24 protein-coding genes are annotated in these 22,460 nt (G+C 39.5%); 20 read left to right on the forward strand and 4 right to left on the reverse strand.

What is annotated here, in order from left to right:
* Positions 1-139: 139 nt before the first annotated feature.
* Together nrdE and nrdH are read right to left on the reverse strand one after the other, a co-directional pair.
* Positions 140-2,299 (reverse strand): class 1b ribonucleoside-diphosphate reductase subunit alpha, encoded by a 2,160-nt coding sequence (gene nrdE, locus ACN076_RS05730; protein WP_261229720.1) that lies wholly within the window; start codon positions 2,297-2,299, stop codon positions 140-142.
* Positions 2,300-2,379: 80 nt separating this feature from the next.
* Positions 2,380-2,598: a glutaredoxin-like protein NrdH gene (gene nrdH / locus ACN076_RS05735; protein WP_000259240.1), complete on the reverse strand. Its 219-nt coding sequence runs from the start codon at positions 2,596-2,598 to the stop codon at positions 2,380-2,382.
* A gap of 350 nt (positions 2,599-2,948) precedes the next feature.
* Here nrdH and ACN076_RS05740 point away from each other — a divergent pair, with 350 nt between their 5' ends.
* The 4 genes from ACN076_RS05740 (at position 2,949) to ACN076_RS05755 (ending at position 6,177) form a co-directional block, all read left to right on the forward strand.
* Positions 2,949-3,212 carry a phosphocarrier protein HPr gene (locus ACN076_RS05740; RefSeq protein ID WP_000146947.1) on the forward strand — a complete coding sequence of 88 codons (264 nt, stop codon included), beginning with the start codon at positions 2,949-2,951 and terminating at the stop codon, positions 3,210-3,212.
* 5 nt (positions 3,213-3,217) lie between these two features.
* Complete coding sequence (gene ptsP, locus ACN076_RS05745) at positions 3,218-4,951, forward strand: phosphoenolpyruvate--protein phosphotransferase (protein ID WP_153193769.1); 1,734 nt, start codon at positions 3,218-3,220, stop codon at positions 4,949-4,951.
* 134 nt (positions 4,952-5,085) lie between these two features.
* Complete coding sequence (locus ACN076_RS05750) at positions 5,086-5,580, forward strand: YkgJ family cysteine cluster protein (protein WP_000031466.1); 495 nt, start codon at positions 5,086-5,088, stop codon at positions 5,578-5,580.
* A gap of 57 nt (positions 5,581-5,637) precedes the next feature.
* Positions 5,638-6,177, forward strand: a complete 540-nt coding sequence (locus ACN076_RS05755) for a ClbS/DfsB family four-helix bundle protein (RefSeq protein WP_261037578.1) — start codon at positions 5,638-5,640, stop codon at positions 6,175-6,177.
* A 203-nt stretch (positions 6,178-6,380) separates the two neighbouring features.
* Here ACN076_RS05755 and dhaQ read toward each other — a convergent pair whose 3' ends face one another.
* Positions 6,381-7,370, reverse strand: coding sequence for a DhaKLM operon coactivator DhaQ (dhaQ, locus tag ACN076_RS05760; protein WP_420789583.1), 990 nt, complete (start codon positions 7,368-7,370; stop codon positions 6,381-6,383).
* On the reverse strand, positions 7,370-7,897 hold the full coding sequence (dhaS, locus tag ACN076_RS05765; protein ID WP_084928536.1) for a dihydroxyacetone kinase transcriptional activator DhaS: 528 nt from the start codon (positions 7,895-7,897) through the stop codon (positions 7,370-7,372). The genes dhaQ and dhaS overlap by 1 nt, the downstream gene beginning before the upstream one ends.
* Before the next feature lie 156 nt (positions 7,898-8,053).
* Between dhaS and dhaK the strand changes: the two genes are divergently transcribed.
* The 16 genes from dhaK (at position 8,054) to lpdA (ending at position 22,430) form a co-directional block, all read left to right on the forward strand.
* Positions 8,054-9,043, forward strand: a complete 990-nt coding sequence (dhaK, locus tag ACN076_RS05770) for a dihydroxyacetone kinase subunit DhaK (protein ID WP_420789584.1) — start codon at positions 8,054-8,056, stop codon at positions 9,041-9,043.
* A gap of 21 nt (positions 9,044-9,064) precedes the next feature.
* Positions 9,065-9,640, forward strand: a complete 576-nt coding sequence (dhaL, locus tag ACN076_RS05775) for a dihydroxyacetone kinase subunit DhaL (RefSeq protein ID WP_420789585.1) — start codon at positions 9,065-9,067, stop codon at positions 9,638-9,640.
* Positions 9,640-10,014 carry a dihydroxyacetone kinase phosphoryl donor subunit DhaM gene (dhaM, locus tag ACN076_RS05780; protein WP_060805549.1) on the forward strand — a complete coding sequence of 125 codons (375 nt, stop codon included), beginning with the start codon at positions 9,640-9,642 and terminating at the stop codon, positions 10,012-10,014. The genes dhaL and dhaM overlap by 1 nt, the downstream gene beginning before the upstream one ends.
* Before the next feature lie 645 nt (positions 10,015-10,659).
* Positions 10,660-11,391, forward strand: a complete 732-nt coding sequence (locus tag ACN076_RS05785; protein ID WP_060805548.1) for a hypothetical protein — start codon at positions 10,660-10,662, stop codon at positions 11,389-11,391.
* Positions 11,392-11,679: 288 nt separating this feature from the next.
* On the forward strand, positions 11,680-11,871 hold the full coding sequence (locus ACN076_RS05790; protein ID WP_060805547.1) for a hypothetical protein: 192 nt from the start codon (positions 11,680-11,682) through the stop codon (positions 11,869-11,871).
* A 30-nt stretch (positions 11,872-11,901) separates the two neighbouring features.
* Positions 11,902-12,114 carry a hypothetical protein gene (locus ACN076_RS05795; RefSeq protein ID WP_033688775.1) on the forward strand — a complete coding sequence of 71 codons (213 nt, stop codon included), beginning with the start codon at positions 11,902-11,904 and terminating at the stop codon, positions 12,112-12,114.
* Positions 12,115-12,162: 48 nt separating this feature from the next.
* The gene (locus ACN076_RS05800; protein ID WP_060805583.1) at positions 12,163-12,381 is read left to right on the forward strand and encodes a hypothetical protein; all 219 of its coding nucleotides are present in this window, start codon (positions 12,163-12,165) and stop codon (positions 12,379-12,381) included.
* A 124-nt stretch (positions 12,382-12,505) separates the two neighbouring features.
* Positions 12,506-13,198, forward strand: a complete 693-nt coding sequence (locus ACN076_RS05805) for a YjjG family noncanonical pyrimidine nucleotidase (protein WP_060805546.1) — start codon at positions 12,506-12,508, stop codon at positions 13,196-13,198.
* A 61-nt stretch (positions 13,199-13,259) separates the two neighbouring features.
* The gene (locus ACN076_RS05810; RefSeq protein WP_060805545.1) at positions 13,260-13,913 is read left to right on the forward strand and encodes a uracil-DNA glycosylase; all 654 of its coding nucleotides are present in this window, start codon (positions 13,260-13,262) and stop codon (positions 13,911-13,913) included.
* Between the two features lie 9 nt (positions 13,914-13,922).
* Positions 13,923-14,387, forward strand: coding sequence for an NUDIX hydrolase (locus ACN076_RS05815; RefSeq protein WP_001135781.1), 465 nt, complete (start codon positions 13,923-13,925; stop codon positions 14,385-14,387).
* 12 nt (positions 14,388-14,399) lie between these two features.
* Positions 14,400-15,668: a dihydroorotase gene (locus ACN076_RS05820; RefSeq protein WP_420789586.1), complete on the forward strand. Its 1,269-nt coding sequence runs from the start codon at positions 14,400-14,402 to the stop codon at positions 15,666-15,668.
* A 41-nt stretch (positions 15,669-15,709) separates the two neighbouring features.
* Positions 15,710-17,071, forward strand: coding sequence for an MATE family efflux transporter (locus ACN076_RS05825; protein ID WP_420789587.1), 1,362 nt, complete (start codon positions 15,710-15,712; stop codon positions 17,069-17,071).
* Between the two features lie 153 nt (positions 17,072-17,224).
* Positions 17,225-18,193: a thiamine pyrophosphate-dependent dehydrogenase E1 component subunit alpha gene (locus ACN076_RS05830; protein ID WP_261067454.1), complete on the forward strand. Its 969-nt coding sequence runs from the start codon at positions 17,225-17,227 to the stop codon at positions 18,191-18,193.
* Positions 18,194-18,208: 15 nt separating this feature from the next.
* Positions 18,209-19,201 (forward strand): alpha-ketoacid dehydrogenase subunit beta, encoded by a 993-nt coding sequence (locus tag ACN076_RS05835; protein ID WP_000448714.1) that lies wholly within the window; start codon positions 18,209-18,211, stop codon positions 19,199-19,201.
* A 442-nt stretch (positions 19,202-19,643) separates the two neighbouring features.
* Positions 19,644-20,687, forward strand: a complete 1,044-nt coding sequence (locus tag ACN076_RS05840; protein WP_224218723.1) for a dihydrolipoamide acetyltransferase — start codon at positions 19,644-19,646, stop codon at positions 20,685-20,687.
* 39 nt (positions 20,688-20,726) lie between these two features.
* Entirely contained in the window at positions 20,727-22,430 is a 1,704-nt protein-coding gene (lpdA, locus tag ACN076_RS05845; protein WP_224218724.1) for a dihydrolipoyl dehydrogenase, read from the forward strand.
* Positions 22,431-22,460: the final 30 nt, after the last annotated feature.

Here is a 22,460-nt window from a genome sequence, read left to right on the forward strand (position 1 = left end):
TTCCTTTAGTGTATCGCACAAAAAGTCGGAGAACCGACTTTTACATGTGCTTAGCTAGTTTATAAAATGTTTGATTAAGTTCTCTTTTGATGCTAGCTTACTAAACTTACAGAGAAATAGTAATTCCTTTGATTAAAAACTAAATCACACAGCTTTCACATTGGTTGGCACCGACTTCTCCACCGTCGTCTGTAAAGGTACGGACGTAGTAGATAGACTTGATACCCTTGTTAAAGGCATAGTTACGAAGGATAGACAAGTCACGTGTTGTCTGTTTGTTTTCTTTCTTCCATTCGTAAAGACCTTTTGGAATGTCACTACGCATGAAGAGAGTAAGTGAAAGTCCTTGGTCTACGTGTTCAGTTGCAGCGGCGTAAACATCGATGACTTTACGCATATCCATGTCGTAGGCAGAAGTGTAGTAAGGAATGGTTTCTGTTGATAAGCCAGCAGCAGGGTAGTAGATTTTCCCGATTTTCTTTTCTTGACGTTCTTCGATACGTTGTGTAATCGGATGGATAGAAGCAGAAACGTCATTGATGTAACTGATAGAACCATTTGGCGCTACAGCAAGGCGGTTTTGGTGGTAAAGACCATCTGCTTGAACCTTGTCACGAAGTTCAGCCCAGTCAGCAGCACTCGGAATAAAGACGTCTTTGAAGAGTTCTTTAACACGGTCTGATTTTGGAACAAACTCGCCAGTTATATACTTGTCGAAGTAGCTTCCGTTAGCATAGTCTGATTTTTCAAAATTATGGAAGGTAATACCACGTTCACGCGCAATATTGTTTGACTCAACCAAAGTCCAGTAGTTCATAAGCATAAAGTAGATACTTGTAAACTCAACAGACTCAGGTGATCCATATTCAATTAGTTGTTGTGCAAGGTAGCTGTGAAGTCCCATGGCACCAAGACCAAAGGTGTGAGCTTGGCTATTTCCATGATCAATCGTAGGCACAGCTACGATATGAGAACTATCAGTAACAAAGGTCAAAGCACGAACCATAGCACGGATAGAACGACCAAAGTCTGGTGAAGTCATCATGTTTACCACGTTTGTTGAACCGAGATTACATGAAACATCAGTACCCATTTTTAGGAATTCTTGCGCATCGTTGATCAAGCTTGGTTCTTGGATTTGAAGAATCTCAGAACACAAGTTACTCATGATAATCTTACCATCAACTGGATTTGCACGGTTAGCCGTATCAATGTTGACGACATAAGGGTAACCAGACTCTTGTTGCAATTTAGAGATTTCAGTTTCCAAATCACGCGCCTTGATTTTTGTCTTGCGAATATTTGGATTTGCGACTAGTTCATCGTATTTTTCAGTGATGTCAATGTAGTTGAATGGCACACCGTATTCAAGTTCTACAGAGTATGGGCTGAAGAGGTACATTTCTTCATTTTTACGAGCTAGTTCGTAGAATTTATCGGGCACCACAACACCAAGTGAAAGGGTCTTGACACGAACTTTTTCATCGGCGTTTTCTTTCTTAGTTGAAAGGAAAGCGATGATATCTGGGTGGAAGACGTTGAGGTAGACAACACCAGCACCTTGACGTTGACCCAATTGGTTTGAGTAAGAGAAGCTATCTTCGAAAAGTTTCATAACTGGAACGACCCCAGAAGCTGCTCCTTCATATCCTTTGATAGGTGCACCAGCTTCACGAAGGTTGCTGAGGGAAATTCCCACTCCACCACCGATACGTGAAAGTTGAAGGGCAGAGTTGATAGAACGTCCAATAGAGTTCATGTCATCTGTGACCTGAATCAAGAAACAGGATACCAACTCCCCACGACGAGCACGTCCAGCATTCAAGAAGGAAGGTGTGGCAGGTTGGTAGCGTTGGTGGATGATTTCATTTGCAATATCGATTGCAACAGCTTCATTCCCATCAGCGAAATAAAGGGCGTTAAAGAAGACACGGTCTTCCATGCTTTCAAGATAGTATTCACCGTCGTTAGTCTTCAAGGCATATTGATTATAGAACTTATAGGCAGCCATGAAAGACTTGAATTGGAAGTTTTGTTCTTTGATAAATTGAGACAATTCTTCCAAAAATTCTGGACGGTATTTCTTGATAAAGGCTGTTTCGATGTAGTTGTGTTCAATGAGGTAGTTGATTTTATCAGTAATTGAATCAAAAACCATAGTGTTTGGAACTACATTTTCTTTAAAGAAGGCATCCAAGGCTTCCTTATCTTTATGAAGCATGATTTGTCCATTAACAGGACGGTTGATTTCGTTATTGAGACGGAAGTAAGTCACGTCTTCAAGATGTTTTAATCCCATAAAATTTCCCTTATCTAATTACAAAAGAAAGGCTTCTAAGTTAGCCCTAGAAGCAGTTTCTTCTGGATGATGTACTAAGATTATGCTAATTGTTTCAATTTTCCTGGTTGGAAACCTGAAAAGACTTCAGTTGGTGTTTGGATAACAGGAGCTGCGCTGAAACCGAGCTCTTTAACTTGATCGATGTACTCAGGTTGCTCATCAAGATTGATTTCACGATAAGCGACATTATTACTGTCCAAGAAACGTTTGGTCATCTTACATTGGACACAGTTGTTTTTAGAATAAACGGTTACCATTGTGTAACTCCTCTTTCAAAATAGATTACTTTCTTAGTATATCAGAAAATAAATTTTTGTCAATGATTTGAAACTAAATATAGTGGTCTATTTTTCTACTCGAGGTCACAAAACACAATATGTAGTGTTTGTTTTGTGAAATAGTGATAGTTATCCTACAAGTAGTTTTTTGGAAAACTATATCCTGTGTTTTGTTATCTAGAATAGAAGATTTTCAGGAAGTTATCTGAAAGGAAATCGAATAAATCCCATAAAATGCTTGAAAAAAATCCGAGAAGATGATATAATACCAAATTGTAAGGGTTATCACATATAACTCAAAAAAGAAAGAACAAAAGGAGAGTCAAACTATGGCTTCTAAAGATTTCCACGTAGTGGCAGAAACAGGTATTCACGCACGTCCAGCAACATTGTTGGTACAAACTGCTAGCAAATTTGCTTCAGATATCACTCTTGAGTACAAAGGTAAATCAGTTAACCTTAAATCAATCATGGGTGTTATGAGTCTTGGTGTTGGCCAAGGTGCTGACGTAACTATCTCAGCTGAAGGTGCAGATGCAGATGACGCTATCGCTGCAATCTCAGAAACAATGGAAAAAGAAGGATTGGCATAAGGAAAATGACAGAAATGCTTAAAGGAATCGCGGCATCTGACGGTGTTGCAGTTGCAAAAGCATATCTACTCGTTCAACCGGATTTGTCATTCGAGACTGTTTCAGTCGAAGATACAAACGCAGAAGAGGCTCGTTTGGATGTAGCTCTTGAAGCTTCTCAAAACGAGCTTTCTCTTATCCGTGAGAAAGCTGTAGGTACGCTTGGTGAAGAAGCGGCTCAAGTTTTTGACGCTCATTTGATGGTTCTTTCTGACCCAGAATTGATTGGTCAGATTAAAGAAACAATCCGTGCCAAGAAAGTCAATGCAGAAGCAGGTCTTAAAGAAGTGACTGACATGTTCATCACTATCTTTGAAGGCATGGAAGACAACCCATACATGCAAGAACGTGCAGCGGATATCCGCGACGTGACAAAACGTGTGTTGGCAAACCTTCTTGGTAAGAAATTGCCAAACCCAGCTTCAATCAATGAAGAAGTAATCGTGATTGCGCATGACTTGACACCATCTGATACAGCTCAATTGGACAAAAACTTTGTAAAAGCTTTTGTAACAAACATCGGTGGACGTACAAGCCACTCAGCTATCATGGCACGTACACTTGAAATTGCAGCTGTATTGGGAACAAATAACATCACTGAAGTAGTGAAAGACGGTGATATCCTTGCCGTTAACGGAATTACTGGTGAAGTGATTATCAACCCAACAGATGAACAAGCGGCAGAATTTAAAGCAGCTGGTGAAGCTTATGCTAAACAAAAAGCTGAATGGGCACTTTTGAAAGATGCTCAAACAGTGACTGCTGACGGTAAACACTTCGAGTTGGCAGCTAACATCGGTACTCCAAAAGACGTTGAAGGTGTTAACAACAACGGTGCTGAAGCTGTTGGACTTTACCGTACAGAATTCTTGTACATGGATTCTCAAGACTTCCCAACTGAAGATGAGCAGTATGAAGCATACAAGGCTGTACTTGAGGGAATGAATGGTAAACCAGTAGTTGTTCGTACAATGGATATCGGTGGAGATAAGGAACTTCCTTACTTCGATATGCCACACGAAATGAACCCATTCCTTGGATTCCGTGCCCTTCGTATCTCTATTTCTGAAACTGGAGATGCAATGTTCCGTACACAAATCCGCGCTCTTCTTCGTGCTTCTGTTCATGGTCAATTACGTATCATGTTCCCAATGGTTGCCCTTTTGAAAGAATTCCGTGCAGCCAAAGCAGTTTATGAAGAAGAAAAAGCAAACCTTTTTGCTGAAGGTGTTGCAGTTGCGGATGATATCCAAGTTGGTATCATGATTGAAATCCCTGCAGCAGCTATGCTTGCAGACCAATTTGCAAAAGAAGTAGACTTCATGTCAATTGGTACAAACGACTTGATCCAATACTCAATGGCAGCAGACCGTATGAACGAGCAAGTTTCATACCTTTACCAACCATATAACCCATCAATCCTTCGCTTGATCAACAACGTTATCAAGGCAGCTCACGCTGAAGGTAAATGGGCTGGTATGTGTGGTGAGATGGCTGGTGACCAAAAAGCTGTTCCACTTCTTGTCGGAATGGGCTTGGATGAGTTCTCTATGTCAGCAACATCTGTACTTCGTACACGTAGCTTGATGAAGAAATTGGACACTGCTAAGATGGAAGAGTACGCTAACCGTGCCCTTACAGAGTGTTCAACAATGGAAGAAGTTCTTGAACTTCAAAAAGAATACGTTAACTTCGATTAATGTCATTAACCTTGTAACCTAGTTGCAAGGTTTTTTTGACGCATTTTGGAAAAGTATAGTCTTATAAAGTACACTTTTAAATGCTCCAGAGGCATGGTATAATAGGGGGAAGTAAATAGAATAAGAGAGAAACCATGTCTAAAGAAATTGATATTGAGTACTACCACCAGCTAGCCTTGCAAAAGCAAAAGGAACACCGTAAAATTTTAGCCAATCTAAAGAAAAAACCTCCTAAAAACCTAGACAAGATAGCCCAGCAGATTCACCAAGAAGTTTTTGAGGAAATTGATTGCACTGCCTGTGCCAACTGTTGCAAGACATTGGGACCTGACTTTAAAGAAGCGGATATTACACGAATTGCTAAGTATTTTAAGATGAAATTACCAGCTTTTGAAGCTGAATTCCTTCAGGTAGATGAAGATGGGGATAAGGTTTTTAAATCCATGCCTTGTCCCTTTCTAGGAGGAGATAATCTTTGTTCCATCTATGATGTTCGTCCCAAGGCCTGCCGAGAGTTCCCCCATACAGATCGCAAAAAGATCCATCAAATCAACCATTTGACGATTAAGAATACTTTGACCTGTCCAGCAGCCTATCTCTTTGTTGAGAAATTAAAGGATAAGTTATAGAGATTTTAAGAATAAAAAATTTCTAATAATAACTAACAATATGAAGGGAGAACTCCTGTGCCTAGACCGAAAACAAAAGAGGAGCTAGTGCTGGCCTCTAAGGAAAACTATGAAAAGCTCAAACGTTTCATCTCCCAACTAAGTGAAGATGAGATACAGACTCCATTTGATTTTTCAAGAGACCCAAAGAAAAAAGAAGTTCACTGGAAAAGGGATAAAAATCTACGGGATGTCTTGATCCATCTTTATGAATGGCATCAGTTACTTTTGACTTGGGTACATTCTAATCAAAAAGGTCACGAAAGAACTTTTCTCCCTGAACCTTATAATTGGAAAACTTATGGAGAAATGAATGTCGCTTTTTGGAAGAAGCACCAGAAAACCTCCTTAGAAGAAGCGACTAGACTCCTAGAACAATCACATAGAGAGGTTTTAGAGTTGATAGAAGTTTTTAGCAATGACGAACTCTTTACCAAAGGTGTCTATAAGTGGACGGGAGGAACAAGTCTAGGTTCCTACTTTGTTAGTAGCACGTCAAGTCACTATGATTGGGCTAGCAAAAAACTCAAAGCACATCAGAAGAATTGTAAGGGATAGATGGCCTATTTGAAATAGAAAGAATGAGTTCTTTTAAACGTAATACTCTTCGAAAATCAAATTCAAACTGCGTCAACGTCGCCTTGCCGTACTCAAGTACAGCCTGCGGCTAGTTTCCTAGTTTGCTTTTTGATTTTCATTGAGTATAAGATAAAAGCAAAGGGCTACCAAGTGATGGAGCCCTTTTGATTTATACAAGCAAATTACCATGCAAAAGCTGTCGTTGGAGCATTGAGCGCTTCTAACCATTGTTTATTTTTCGCAGGGCAAAGAGTTACGGATATACCTGCCATATCTAGACTGGTCATAAATGTTCCTGATTTTATAAAGGTAATAGTGACTCCTTCAATTTCTAAGAGTTGAAGGAGATCATTGATAAATATGCCCATTTCTAAGTTGCTGGTAGTGCCTAGATTATTTACAAGCAATATAAATTGATCACCCTTTTTCCAATGATAGTGCAATCTTAATTTACTTATAATTTCATTTGCAAGGATTTCCGATGATTGGAATGGGACGATACGATAGCCTTCTTCGCCATGTATCCCAATACCATAAGAAATATTTCCTTCTTCTAAGTTAAATAGTGGACGGGTGGCTTGGGGGAGACTAGCAGCTTTCGTTGCAAAGCCAATTGTTGCGATTTCGGGAGCAAGCTGATGACCTAAATCAGTTAGTTGCTCGATGTCGGCACCATTTTGGGCTGCAAATCCTAGAATTTTATGAAGTAAAATTGTCCCTGCAAGCCCTCTTCCTCTAATTTGAAATCTATTGTGAGGTTCAATTGAAATATCGTCGTGTGCTAGACTATAGCCGACTTTAATTCCTTCTTTTCTAGCAGTGTTAATGGCTGAGCTAAATTCTTTGATGTCTGCTTCGAAATTTTTTACAATGATGAAGACACCGTGACCATTGTTTAAAAAACGAATGGACTCTAAGATTTCAGTTCTTGTAGGAGGAGTAAATAATTGGCCATAAATAGCAGCAGTAAGCATTCCTTTTCCCACATATCCAATATGAGCAGGTTCGTGACCGGAACCTCCACCCGCCAATATTGGCACCTGATGAGGATTGCGATTTTTTTGATAGACTAGTGGTAAGGTAGGGTGTTTTTCTAATTCAGGATGACTGCTGACAGTTGCCGAAATGTAACTTGAAATAATTTTCTGTTTATGATTTGAAATAAATGTCATTATGGTCTCTTTCCAATAATTGTCATGATTAGAAAGTCTGGTTGTGGAACTGGACTTTTTTTATTGACGTAAGCCTTCACGATTTCTGCTAGAGCATGTGAATGATAGTCTAACAAAAAACAAGTATAAGCAGATGAATCGATATCAATCTGACCGTATTCTCTTAAAATTTTTGATACAAGCAAGCGACAGTAGCTGATAAAGTGGTCATAGAAGTTATTTTGCCCTTGAATATCAAAAAGTTGAATATAAAAGTCACGCTCTTGTTCGAAATAAAAAAATAATTCTTGTAATAGTTTTTGGCCCGAAATGAAGTCCAAGTTATTGGTGATATACTCGGTTAAGTCATTTTCAAATATCCAGTCTAGCAGTTCATACTTGTCAAGAAAGTGATTGTAAAAGGTCTGTCTACGAATGCCAGCTGATTCCATGATATCTACAATGGAGATTTTGTCAAATTCTCTAGTAGCTAATAGGTCTCTAAATGCCTTGGCAATTCGTTTTTTTGTAATGAGTGATGATGCCATAGGAAGCCTTTCTTTTACTTACTTCATTATTTTACCAAAAATTTTTTTTAAACGGGTTTAAAAGGGGACAAATAATAGAATCTGTCCCTTATCAGCCAGCCATAAAAAATATATAATGAAAGCGAAAACAAAGGTACATGTCGAAAGGAGTTTCTCATGAAAAAAATTATAAATGAACCGACACAAGTTGTTGATGAAATGTTGCAGGGATTGTCATTCATGCATGATGACTTGGTAGAACGCTTAGATGGTTTTGATGTCATCGTTAGAAAGGCAGAAAAGACAGGAAAAGTTGGACTCATTTCAGGTGGAGGTTCAGGACATGAACCAAGTCATGCTGGATTTGTAGGAGATGGAATGTTGTCTGCAGCCATTTGTGGAGCAGTCTTCACTTCACCAACTCCGGACCAAATTTTAGAGGCTATTAAGGCAGCTGATGAAGGTGCTGGAGTTTTCATGGTTATCAAGAACTATTCTGGTGACATCATGAACTTTGAAATTGCACAAGAACTTGCTGAAATGGAAGGTATTGACGTAGCAAGCGTTGTGGTTGATGATGATATCGCTGTTGAAAATAGTCTCTATACCCAAGGTCGTCGAGGTGTTGCAGGTACTATTTTAGTTCATAAAATTTTGGGTGCTGCGGCTCGTTCTGGTAAATCATTAGCTGAAATGAAGGATTTGGCCGATAAACTTGTCTTAGAAATTAAAACAATTGGGCTAGCCTTGTCTGGAGCAACTGTTCCTGAAGTTGGCAAACCAGGATTTGTTCTAGAAGACGATGAATTTGAATATGGAGTTGGTATTCACGGTGAGCCAGGATATAAAAAAGAGAAAATGCAGCCTTCCACACAATTGGCATCAGAGTTGGTTGAAAAATTATCTGAAGGTTTCCAACTTAAAGCTGGCGAACGCTATGGGCTTCTCATCAATGGTTTAGGAAGCACACCACTTATGGAACAATATGTATTTGCAAATGATGTGGCTAAATTACTCCATGAAAAAGGTGTTCAGTTGGCATTTAAGAAAATTGGAAACTACATGACTTCAATCGATATGGATGGATTGTCATTAACATTGATTCGATTGGCAGATGATGAGTGGTTGGATTCTCTAAATGCACCTGTTACTACACCAGCTTGGTAAAACTCAAGGAGGAAATGTCAAATGAATGCTGAACAAGCTCTTGAATGGATGAAGCTTTTTAATGAAAAGATTCAAGAACAGAAAGATTATCTTAGTGAGCTAGACACTCCTATAGGTGATGGAGACCACGGTGGAAATATGGCGCGTGGCATGGCTGCAGTTATGGAAAACTTAGAAGGAAAGCAATTTGAGACAAGCAGTGATGTGTTTAAACTTGTCTCAATGCAACTACTGAGTAAGGTAGGTGGTGCTTCTGGACCCTTGTATGGTTCTGCTTTTATGGGCATGGCCAAGGCTGATTCAAATTCGAATTTAGAAGAAATCTTACAAAGTGGTTTGGATATGATTGTCAAACGTGGGAAAGCAGAAGTTGGAGAGAAGACAATGGTTGACGTTTGGACTCCCGTTATTGCTGCCTTGTCTGCTGGTCAATTGACTCATGAGATTATTGATGAGGTAGTGAATGCTACCAAAGATTTACTTGCAACTAAAGGAAGGGCATCTTATGTAGGAGAACGTTCTCTTGGACATATTGATCCTGGGTCATTTTCATCAGGATTACTCTTTACTGCTCTTTTAGAAACTGGGGTGGTTTAATGGGAAGTATTGGTCTTGTTATCGTTTCACATTCCAAACACATTGCACAAGGTGTCGTTGAACTAATTAGTGAAGTAGCTAAAGATGTTCCGATTACTTATGTAGGAGGAACCGAAGATGGAGGAATTGGAACGAGTTTTGATCAAGTAGACAGGGTTGTTTTTGAAAATCCAGCAGATACTTTATTAGCTTTTTTTGACCTCGGCTCTGCTAAAATGAACTTAGAAATGGTGGCTGATTTCAGTGATAAGAGTATCATCATCAACAGGGTTCCAATTGTAGAAGGAGCCTATACTGCAGCAGCTCTTCTTCAGGCTGGTGCAGAACTATCAGTTATTCAAACACAGTTGACGGAGCTTGAAATCAATAAATAAGGAATTTTACTATAACTTTTTTTATAGGTGGGCTATTGATTATCTCAACTATCAAATTTTAAGTAAATAATTTCAAAATCAGAAAGGGATTGCTTTATGTAGTTCCTTTTTAATGTAAAAGGAGTAGAATCATAGAGTTTCTAAATTGTTCATCATTCAAAGCTGATTGTGATAGAACTATTCTAGCTTTAGAATCCTTCAAAAATTAACATTTAAGGCGATCAATGGCTTAGAAGAGTGCGAAAACATTTAGTTTATAGGAATTCTAGATCTAGAATTACATGGATATTTATAAAGTCGGGATATTCGATAGTTAGGATTGTTCTATTCTGAAAGATTTGGGCTGTCAATCTTCTAGAATAGTAGTTTGCCAATGAATTTTGTTGAAAGATTCCTTGTTTTATGGTAGTCTAAAGTAAAAGAAAGCCTTATCATTATATTTGTAGCTTTAATCTGACTTGGTTTAGGTCTAGAAGAAGGATAGATCTTTTTGGGATTTTTAATAACAATTATATTTTCACTTGCAAAAAATGTATTTCAACTTTACCTAATGTAGAAGAAGGAAATATCATAAAATGCTTATGACTTGTTTGAAAGAGAATGTAAACTAAAAATGGATTCCCTTTACATATTAGGAGTAGGTAGATGAGTAATCTAGAGTCAATTCGTAAAGCGCATATCATCGTGTGGGGTGCCTATCTATTTTTATCATTAAGGGCGCCGCTAATTAGCAGCACAGAGTATTTCTTGCTTATTTTTTTAGCGTTTCTCTATTCGATAGTATCGCTCCCTATATATTCAGTGAAAAATAAAATAGTATCTATCTGCCTAGCCATAAATTCGATTCTGTTAATGAGTTTCCCGATTTTAATCAATAAATATTTCCCAGGAAACGTTTCTACTTATTTCGTATTAATAAGTATTTTTATCCTGGAGTTCTTAATCTTTAATAAAATTGGTAGAGATTTTGATACTAGATTAGCTAGTGAATATAGGAAAATCAGTCAGTTTAAAAGTAAGATGTCTCAATCTCCTTGGATAAAATATTTAGAGATTTCTAGTTTTATATTAACTATATTTCCATTTATTCTTCATGGTACAGTTGCTAATCGTGTATTTGCTCTTATCTTTTTGATAAAAATTTGTGTAGATACTACGATAAAGGTTCTATTAAATAGAATCTTTAATTCAAGTGAGATGATGAAAAGGAGAATATTTTCTCTTTTTGTACTAGATTTGATTGTCTATATATTTTTAGGCTATGTTTTAGCAATGCAAAAAGATGGATACCTATTTTCAATTCTACTAATTTTTTCTAATTTCTCACTTCCCTTTATCAGAGAAAAAGAGTATAAGTTATTTAAAAATAAGAAATAAGATAAATAAGGTTAAATCTTACTTCTCTTTAAAATCAAATCAGGTAGAGAAAGGATATCTTATCTAGGTAACAAAGTGCTTTAAACGCAGTCGACGATTACTGATTAGAGAACTATCCTAACCATGCAACGTTAAAGAGGAGAAATCTTATGAAACTCGTATCACCAAATAATTATGTTGCTATTGAGTAAGAAGAGATGAGGTGTCTTGATGGGGGATTATCTCTACATAAAGACGGAGGAATGTTACAGTAAACGTAGCCATTGATTATTTTATGGGAGACTCAACATGTTTAAACTAACTGATAAAGTCAGAGTGGCATCTGCTCTTTTAGGGGCAAGTTCCATATTGATTAGTATGTATCTTATACCTTTTATTAAAACTGAGAATAAATTTTGGGAGATACTTTTATTTATTTTAGGTGTATTGCTAATTGGAATTGCATTACTAAGTCATAAAAAAATTAAATTTTGGAAATAGCGTTAGTGAGAAGAACAGGATGATAGTATTATGATGGTTGTTTTAATTTTGATGGTTGTGGTGTTTTTGTATTATGTAATTACAGAGTATTTTCAGAATAGTTATATTGACTGTATACTATTTCTAACATTGCTGATTTCTCATTTGATATGGGATTACTATTTTTTGCCCATTGAAGTTTTAGTGGCATTAAGTGGAGTAAATTTGCTGTCAAGATTATTCAAAAAAATGAGAAGTCAATAGATCTGTTAGTGGATTATAAAGATGAAAGGTAAAATTGGGATATTTAAAATGAAACATTTTTTTGCTGGTATCGGAGAGATAAAATTAGCTTTCTACATTTTATATGTTTTGCTAGGTCTAGCACCTTTATTTCACACTTACATAATAAATGCTGAAACAGGGGTAGGAAAATCAGTTTTAACTATTATAGGGGTAGTCTCCGTATTTATGTTGACTATTGCTCGAATTTATAGGAGATTTTTCTACAATAAAAATAAACTTGACTAGAATAGTATGGGTTAGTTAATCCATTAGAACTATTATTCTTTGTGATACTATACTACTTTTAAGTTTTTACATTAAACAGCTGGCTGAAGTGAAAGTTGTTTATCTTAGAAAGGAAAACACTAAATTGTCCTACAAATTTCTACTTTTCGACCTTGATCACACTCTTCTTGATTTTGATGCTGCTGAGGATGTGGCTTTGACTCAACTCTTAAAAGAAGAAGGGGTTACAGACATTCAGGATTATAAAGACTATTATGTTCCTATGAACAAGGCTCTCTGGAAGGACTTGGAGCAAAAGAAAATCAGTAAACAAGAGCTGGTTAACACGCGCTTTTCTCGTCTATTTGCTCACTTTGGACAGGAAAAAGATGGTAGTTTTCTAGCCCAGCGTTACCAATTTTACCTCGCTCAACAGGGACAAACTTTTTCAGGCGCTCATGAACTCTTAGACAACCTCATCGAGCGAGATTATGAGCTAAATGCTGCGACAAATGGCATTACTGCCATTCAGACAGGGCGTTTGGCTCAGTCTGGTCTAGCACCTTATTTCAATCAAGTCTTTATCTCTGAACAGTTGCAAACACAAAAACCGGATGCTCTCTTTTATGAAAAAATTGGCCAACAGATTGCAGGTTTTAGCAAAGAAAAGACGCTGATGATTGGAGACTCTCTAACCGCCGACATTCAAGGTGGCAATAATGCGGGGATTGACACTATTTGGTACAATCCTCATCACCTCGAAAATCCCACACAAGCCCAGCCAACCTACGAAGTCCATTCTTACAACGACTTGCTGGATTGTTTAGATAAACTGTAAAAAGTGGTTTCCATAGCCACTTTTTGCTATAATAGAGGCAGTAAAAACGAAGGAGTCGGCTATGGAACACTCGTCTTGGCATGCTTTGATTAAGGAGCAATTACCTGAGGGTTATTTTGGGAAAATCAATCAGTTTATGAATCAGGTCTATGCTCAAGGGACTGTTTATCCACCTAAGGAAAAGGTTTTTCAGGCTCTCTTGACAACACCGCTTGAAGAGGTTAAGGTGGTGATTCTAGGGCAAGATCCCTATCACGGGCCAGGTCAAGCGCAGGGCTTGAGTTTTTCTGTACCGGACTCTATCCCAGCTCCACCATCCTTGCAAAATATATTGAAAGAATTGTCAGATGATATCGGGGTTAAGAAATCTCATGATTTGACAGCTTGGGCTGAGCAAGGAGTCTTGCTTCTTAATGCTTGTTTGACGGTTCCTGCTGGACGTGCCAATGGTCATGCTGGGCAGATATGGGAGCCTTTTACGGATGCTGTGATTCAGGTGGTTAATCATCTAGATAGACCAGTCGTTTTTGTACTCTGGGGAGTCTATGCACGTAGGAAGAAGGTCTTGGTTACCAATCCTCATCACTTGATTATCGAATCAGCCCATCCCAGTCCTTTGTCAGTTTATAGAGGATTTTGGGGTTCCAAGCCTTTTTCCAAGGCCAATGCATTCTTAAAAGAGACAGGACAAGAGCCAATCGATTGGCTTAGATAAGGAGAAGATATGCCACAGTTAGCGACAATTTGCTACATTGATAACGGGAAAGAACTGCTTATGCTCCACCGCAATAAGAAACCCAATGATGTCCATGAAGGGAAATGGATTGGTGTGGGGGGTAAGCTAGAGAGAGGTGAGACCCCTCAGGAATGCGCAACGCGTGAAATCCTTGAAGAAACAGGGCTCAAAGCCAAGCCGGTTCTAAAAGGTGTCATCACTTTCCCTGAATTTACACCAGATTTAGACTGGTACACCTATGTTTTTAAGGTGACGGAGTTTGAGGGCGACTTGATTGACTGCAACGAGGGAACGCTGGAATGGGTTCCCTATGACGAGGTTTTGAGCAAGCCGACTTGGGAAGGTGACCATACCTTTGTTGAGTGGCTTTTAGAGGATAAACCCTTCTTTTCAGCCAAGTTTGTTTATGATGGGGATAAATTGTTGGATACCCAAGTCGATTTCTATGAATAAAGGAGAAAGCAGATGCTACTAATCAAAAATGGTCGTGTAATGGATCCCAAGTCTGGTTTGGATCAAGTGTGTGATGTCTTAGTTCAAGATGGGAAAATTGTCAAAATTGCACCTGAGATTAAAGAAGAAGGAGCAGAACTGATTGACGCTAATGGTCTTGTAGTTGCTCCTGGCTTGGTCGATATCCATGTTCATTTCCGTGAACCTGGTCAAACCCACAAGGAAGATATTCATACTGGTGCCCTAGCGGCCGCCGCAGGTGGTTTTACAACGGTTGTCATGATGGCTAATACTAGTCCAACCATTTCAGATGTAGAAACCCTGCAAGAAGTTCTCCAGTCAGCTGCCAAAGAGAAGATCAATGTTAAGACGGTTGCGACAATAACTAAGAATTTTAATGGGCAAGATTTGACTGACTTTAAGGCACTCTTAGAAGCTGGAGCTGTTGGTTTCTCAGACGACGGTATTCCACTTGAAAGTAGTAAAGTTGTCAAGGAAGCCATGGAGGAAGCTAAAAAGCTTAATACCTTTATTAGTCTTCATGAGGAAGATCCAGGATTGAACGGTGTTCTTGGGTTTAATGAAAACATTGCTAAAGAACATTTCCATATCTGTGGTGCGACTGGGGTAGCTGAGTATGCTATGATGGCGCGTGATGTCATGATTGCCTATGCAACTAAGGCCCATGTTCATATCCAGCATTTGTCTAAGGAGGAAAGTGTTAAAGTAGTGGAGTTTGCTCAGAAATTGGGTGCGCAAGTTACAGCAGAAGTAGCGCCACAGCATTTTTCTAAGACCGAAGCCCTCCTTTTGACACAAGGTAGCAATGCTAAGATGAATCCACCGCTTCGTTTGGAATCAGACCGTCGTGCCGTTATCGAAGGTCTCAAATCAGGAGTTATCACTGTGATCGCGACTGACCACGCGCCTCATCATGCAGATGAAAAAAATGTTGAAGATATCACTAAGGCACCATCTGGTATGACTGGCTTAGAAACATCTCTTTCCCTCGGATTGACTTATTTGGTCGAAGCTGGAGAGTTGAGCTTGATGGGATTACTCGAAAAGATGACATACAACCCAGCCCAGCTTTATAACTTTGAAGCAGGTTACTTGGCTGAGAATGGTCCAGCGGACATCACTATTTTTGATGCTAATGCTGACCGCCTTGTGGACTCCCATTTTGCTTCGAAAGCAGCTAATTCACCATTTATCGGTGAAACCTTAAAAGGGCAGGTTAAATATACCATCTGTAAGGGACAAATCGTCTATCAAAACTAGGTGGTAGTCTGCTCTGTAAACAAAAAGAATAGAGAGCTTATATGTACCAGACCCATCATTTTAAAGACAAGTTTATCTTATTTTTAAAGATATTTTTCCCTATCCTAATTTATCAATTTGCCAATTATTCTGCCTCCTTTGTTGATACGACTATGACAGGTCAATACAATACCATGGACTTGGCTGGTGTGTCTATGGCAACTAGTATCTGGAATCCTTTCTTTACATTCTTAACAGGGATTGTGTCAGCCCTGGTGCCCATCATTGGTCACCATCTTGGTCGAGGGAAAAAGGAAGAGGTGGTGTCTGATTTTTACAAGTTCATCTATCTGGCCTTGGCGCTATCTATGGTCTTGCTGGGGATGGTACTTTTCTTGGCACCACCAATCTTGAATCATATTGGATTAGAAGCTCCTGTGGCAGCAGTAGCGGTTCGCTATCTTTGGTTTTTATCTATCGGAATTATCCCCTTGTTGCTCTTTAGTGTCATTCGTTCCTTGCTGGATTCGCTGGGCTTGACCAAACTGTCCATGTACCTTATGCTTTTGTTACTTCCTCTCAATAGTGGATTTAATTATCTCTTGATTTTCGGAGCCTTTGGTGTTCCAGAACTGGGAGGTGCTGGTTCTGGTTTAGGTACTTCTTTAGCCTACTGGGTCTTGCTGGGAATTTCTGTTCTGGTTCTATTTAAACAGGAGAAGCTCAAAGCCCTACATCTTGAGAAACGAATTCCACTTAATATGGATAAAATCAAGGAAGGAGTTCGATTGGGTCTGCCTATTGGGGGAACTGTCTTCGCGGAGGTGGCTATCTTTTCTGTGGTTGGCTTGATTATGGCTAAGTTCTCATCCTTGATTATCGCTAGTCACCAGTCAGCTATGAATTTTTCAACTCTCATGTACGCCTTTCCTATGAGCATCTCATCTGCTATGGCTATTGTTGTTTCCTATGAAGTGGGAGCCAAGCGATTTAATGATGCGAAAACCTATATTAGTTTAGGAAGATGGACTGCCCTTATTTTTGCAGGCTTCACCTTATCTTTCCTTTACATTTTTAGGGGAAATGTGGCCAGTCTTTATGGTAACGACCCAGAATTTATCGATCTGACAGCGCGTTTTTTGACTTATAGTCTTTTCTTCCAGTTAGCAGATACCTTTGCGGCACCGCTTCAGGGAATTTTACGGGGGTATAAGGATACAGTTATTCCTTTTTACCTTGGTTTGGTTGGCTATTGGGGCGTAGCAATCCCAGTGGCTATGCTATTTGATTCCCTAACAGATTTTGGAGCTTATTCTTACTGGATCGGCTTGATTATTAGTCTAATTGTGAGTGGGGTTCTCTACCGTTGGCGTTTAACTGTGATTATGAAGAGATTTGAATCTTTAGCAAAATCTAAACGCTAAAAAGTTTGTGAAAAAATATTCTTAATGAGAAAATCCCTTATTCCTATGGGATTTTCTTTTTTAATTTGTGAAATTTCTTTTAGAAAAACTTTGACAGTATTTGCTAAAAACGGTAAAATAGTAAGGTAAGAAGAAAGTTAGAAAGGCAAGAAGATGTCAACTTTAGATAAAAATCTTTTGCTAGAAATGTTCCGAAAGATGGAAGAAATCCGTCGTATGGACTTAAAAATTGCACAATTAGTAAAGAAAGGGAAAGTGCCCGGAATGACGCACTTTTCTGTTGGAGAAGAGGCAGCTAATGTGGGTGCTATGTTGGCTCTCAATCCAGATGATTTAATTACCTCAAACCACCGTGGTCACGGACAAGCTATTGCCAAAGGAATTGACCTCAACGGAATGATGGCTGAAATCCTTGGAAAATACACTGGAACCTGTAAAGGTAAAGGTGGATCTATGCATATTGCTGACCTTGATGCTGGTAACCTTGGTGCCAATGGTATCGTAGGTGGTGGTATGGGAATCGCTGTTGGTGCAGCCCTCAGTCAGCAAATGCAAAATACCGGTAAAATCGTTGTCTGCTTCTTTGGAGATGGTGCGACCAACGAAGGTGTTTTCCACGAAGCAGTAAATATGGCTTCTATTTGGAACCTGCCAGTCATTTTCTACTGCATTAACAACGGTTACGGTATCTCTGCGGATATCAAGAAAATGACCAATGTAGAGCATATCCATCAACGTAGCGCCGCTTATGGAATTCCTGGAATGTTCATCGAAGACGGTAACAATGTCATTGACGTCTACGAAGGGTTTAAAAAAGCCGTAGACCATGTTCGCGGTGGCAACGGTCCAGTCTTGATTGAAAGTGTAACTTACCGCTGGCTTGGTCACTCATCATCAGACCCTGGTAAATATCGTACGCGTGAAGAAGTGGAATTGTGGAAACAAAAAGACCCAATCGAAAACCTTCGCAAGTACCTCATCGAAAACACTATTACGAGTGCCGAGGAATTGGAAGAAATCCAAGCGCAAGTCAAGGAAGCAGTAGAAGCTTCTGTCAAATTTGCGGAAGAAAGTCCATTCCCACCGCTTGAATCAGCATTTGAAGATATTTACGCAGACTAAGGAGAAAGAGATAAAATGGAAACAAAAACAATGTCCTTCCGTGACACCATTATCCTTGCTATGTCTGAGGAAATGCGTCGCGATGAAAATGTGTTCTTGATGGGAGAAGATGTCGGTGTCTTTGGAGGAGACTTCGGTACTTCTGTTGGAATGCTTGAAGAATTTGGTCCAGAACGTGTTCGTGACTGTCCGATTTCTGAAGCTGCCATCTCTGGAGCAGCAGCAGGAGCAGCCATGACAGGACTTCGTCCAATCGTCGATATGACCTTCATGGACTTTTCTGTTATTGCCATGGACAATATCGTCAACCAAGCTGCTAAAACTCGTTACATGTTTGGTGGTAAAGGTCAGGTTCCAATGACTGTCCGCTGTGCAGCTGGTAATGGAGTTGGATCTGCAGCTCAGCACTCACAATCATTGGAATCTTGGTTTACTCACATTCCTGGACTTAAGGTTGTAGCCCCAGGAACACCTGCGGACATGAAAGGACTGCTCAAGTCTTCTATCCGTGATAATAACCCTGTTATCATCCTTGAGTACAAGTCAGAATTTAACCAAAAAGGGGAAGTGCCAGTTGATCCAGACTACACGATTCCACTTGGAGTTGGGGAAATCAAACGTGAAGGTACGGATGTAACAGTTGTTACTTATGGAAAAATGCTCCGTCGTGTGGTTCAAGCTGCTGAAGAATTAGCAGAAGAAGGAATTTCAGTTGAAATTGTTGACCCACGTACCCTTGTTCCGCTTGATAAGGATATCATCATCAACTCAGTTAAGAAGACTGGTAAAGTTGTTCTGGTCAACGATGCCCACAAGACAAGTGGCTATATCGGTGAAATTTCAGCTATTATTTCAGAATCAGAAGCATTTGACTATCTAGATGCACCAATCCGTCGTTGCGCAGGAGAAGATGTGCCAATGCCTTACGCACAAAACCTGGAAAATGCAATGATTCCAACAGTTGAAAGCATCAAAGATGCCATTCGTAAAACTTATAACAAAGAATAGAATTACATAAGATAAGTTATGTAAACAAAACGTATTTGAGATACGTTTTGTATCCAAGTAAGTTGAAAAGTTGCGACAGGAGAGAGTCGGGTCGACATTAACCGACGAACGACTTAGTAAGTCTACAAGGTTGACCGCCAAATAGCGGCAACCGTAGTAACTTGAGACGCGTTTCGTGTTCAAGTTACTTGTAGAGTTGAGCACGGGCTAAAAGCTCGGAAAAAGATTAATCTCCTTAACTTCATCGAGGTCTACGTTGATTTCCTATTTTTCGGTCGCTTTTAAACGCCCTTTGCATCATATAATTGAAATAATTGAACTCGGGCTAAAGTCTGTGTGAAAAAGATAAACTTTCCTAGAAACTAAAGTTTCTTCGTCAAGTTTCCTATTTTCACTTTGACTTTTGACGCCCTTAGTATCTTATAATAGAATTGGAGAGGTCATGGCTGATGACAAGCTAAGAGCGACTCCTGCGGCTAGAAAGTTAGCGGATGATTTAGGGATCAACCTCTACGACGTTTCTGGCTCAGGTGCAAACGGTCGTGTCCACAAAGAAGACGTGGAAACTTATAAAGACACAAACGTGGTTCGCATTTCGCCACTTGCAAAACGAATTGCCCTCAAACATAACATTGCTTGGCAGGAAATCCAAGGAACTGGTCATCGTGGTAAAATCATGAAGAAGGATGTTTTGGTCTTGCTTCCTGAAAATATCGAAAACAATACCATCAAGTCTCCTGCTCAGATTGAAAAAGTGGAAGAAGTTCCTGATAACGTAACACCATACGGTGAAATTGAACGTATTCCAATGACAGCAATGCGTAAAGTTATTGCCCAACGTATGGTTGAATCTTACCTAACTGCGCCAACCTTCACCCTCAACTATGAAGTTGATATGACTGAAATGTTGGCTCTGCGTAAGAAGGTTCTTGAGCCAATCATGGAATCAACTGGGAAGAAGACTACTGTAACAGATCTTCTTTCACTTGCAGTTGTTAAGACTCTTATGAAACACCCCTACATCAACGCTTCATTGACAGAAGATGGAAAGACCATTATCACTCACAACTATGTCAATCTTGCCATGGCAGTTGGGATGGATAATGGATTGATGACACCTGTTGTTTACAATGCTGAGAAGATGAGTCTTTCAGAACTGGTTGTAGCCTTTAAAGATGTGATTGGCCGTACCTTGGATGGTAAATTGGCTCCAAGCGAACTGCAAAACTCAACCTTCACAATCAGTAATTTGGGAATGTTTGGTGTTCAGTCCTTTGGTCCTATCATCAACCAACCAAACTCAGCTATCCTTGGTGTGAGCTCGACAATCGAGAAGCCAGTTGTCGTCAATGGTGAAATTGTGATTCGCCCAATCATGAGTCTTGGTTTAACAATTGACCACCGTGTCGTAGATGGTATGGCTGGTGCTAAGTTTATGAAGGACTTGAAAGAATTGATTGAAAATCCAATCACAATGTTGATTTAAGAGCATTCATTTTTAAGATATAGATAAAGGAAGGAAGACATGGCCTTAGAAGTAATTATGCCAAAAGCCGGCGTGGATATGACAGAAGGACAAATCGTCCAATGGAATAAAAAAGTCGGAGAATTTGTAAAAGAAGGAGAAATCCTTTTGGAAATCATGACTGACAAAGTCAGCATGGAATTGGAAGCCGAAGAAGACGGTTATTTGATCGCTATCCTAAAAGGTGACGGCGAGACTGTTCCTGTTACTGAAGTTATCGGTTACCTTGGTGAAGAAGGGGAAAACATCCCAACAGCTGGAGCAGCTGCACCAGAAGCTAGCCCAGCACCTGCAGCAAGTGCTTCGAACGATGATGGTAAGAGTGATGATGCTTATGATATCGTTGTTATTGGTGGTGGACCTGCTGGTTATGTTTCTGCCATTAAAGCAGCTCAATTAGGTGGTAAGGTTGCTCTTGTTGAAAAATCTGAACTTGGTGGAACTTGCTTGAACCGTGGATGTATCCCAACCAAGACTTACCTTCACAACGCTGAAATTATCGAAAATATCGGTCATGCAGCAAATCGTGGTATCGTGATTGAAAACCCTAACTTCACAGTTGATATGGAGAAACTTTTAGAAACTAAATCTAAAGTTGTCAACACCCTTGTAGGTGGGGTTGCAGGACTTCTTCGTAGCTACGGTGTTGATGTTCATAAGGGTATCGGTACTATCACTAAAGATAAGAATGTCTTGGTAAACGGTTCTGAATTGCTTGAAACTAAGAAGATCATCCTTGCTGGTGGTTCAAAAGTAAGCAAAATCAATGTTCCTGGTATGGAATCATCTCTTGTGATGACTAGTGATGACATCCTTGAAATGAACGAAGTTCCAGAAAGCCTCGTTATCATCGGTGGTGGGGTTGTCGGTATCGAACTCGGTCAAGCATTCATGACCTTCGGTTCAAAAGTTACTGTTATCGAAATGATGGATCGCATTGTTCCAGCGATGGATGCGGAAGTATCTAAAAACCTTCGCTTGATTCTTGAACGCAAAGGTATGACGATCTTGACAGGTACTAAACTTCAAGAAATTATTGAAGAAGATGGCAAACTCCGTATCAAAGTTGAAGGAAAAGATGATATCATCGCTAGCAAAGCTCTCCTTTCAATTGGTCGTGTGCCAGACCTTGAAGGAATTGGCGAAGTTGAGTTTGAATTGGATCGTGGACGTATCAAGGTTAACGAGTACATGGAAACTTCTGTTCCTGGTATTTATGCACCAGGCGATATCAACGGTACTAAGATGTTGGCTCACGCTGCCTTCCGTATGGGTGAAGTTGCTGCTGAAAATGCCCTTAAAGGAAACCACGCTGTTGCCAAATTGAACTTGACTCCTGCAGCTATTTACACACTTCCAGAAGTAGCAGCAGTTGGTTTGACTGAAGAACAAGCTCGTGAAAAATATGATGTCCAAATCGGTAAATTCAACTTTGCTGCTAACGGTCGTGCCATTGCATCTGATGCTGCTCAAGGTTTCGTTAAAGTTATCGCAGATAAGAAATACGGTGAAATCCTTGGTGTTCATATCATCGGACCTGCAGCTGCAGAATTGATCAATGAAGCATCGAGCATTATTGAAATGGAAATCACTGTAGAAGAAATGCTTAAGACAATCCACGGACACCCAACATACTCTGAAGTAATGTACGAAGCATTTGCTGATGTTCTTGGAATGGCTATCCATTCACCTAAGAAAAAATAAAAATTGATAGACTAGACTGGAATTTATTCC

This window comes from Streptococcus sp. K0074, from assembly GCF_048843365.1.
Classification (GTDB): Bacteria; Bacillota; Bacilli; order Lactobacillales; family Streptococcaceae; genus Streptococcus; species Streptococcus mitis_BM.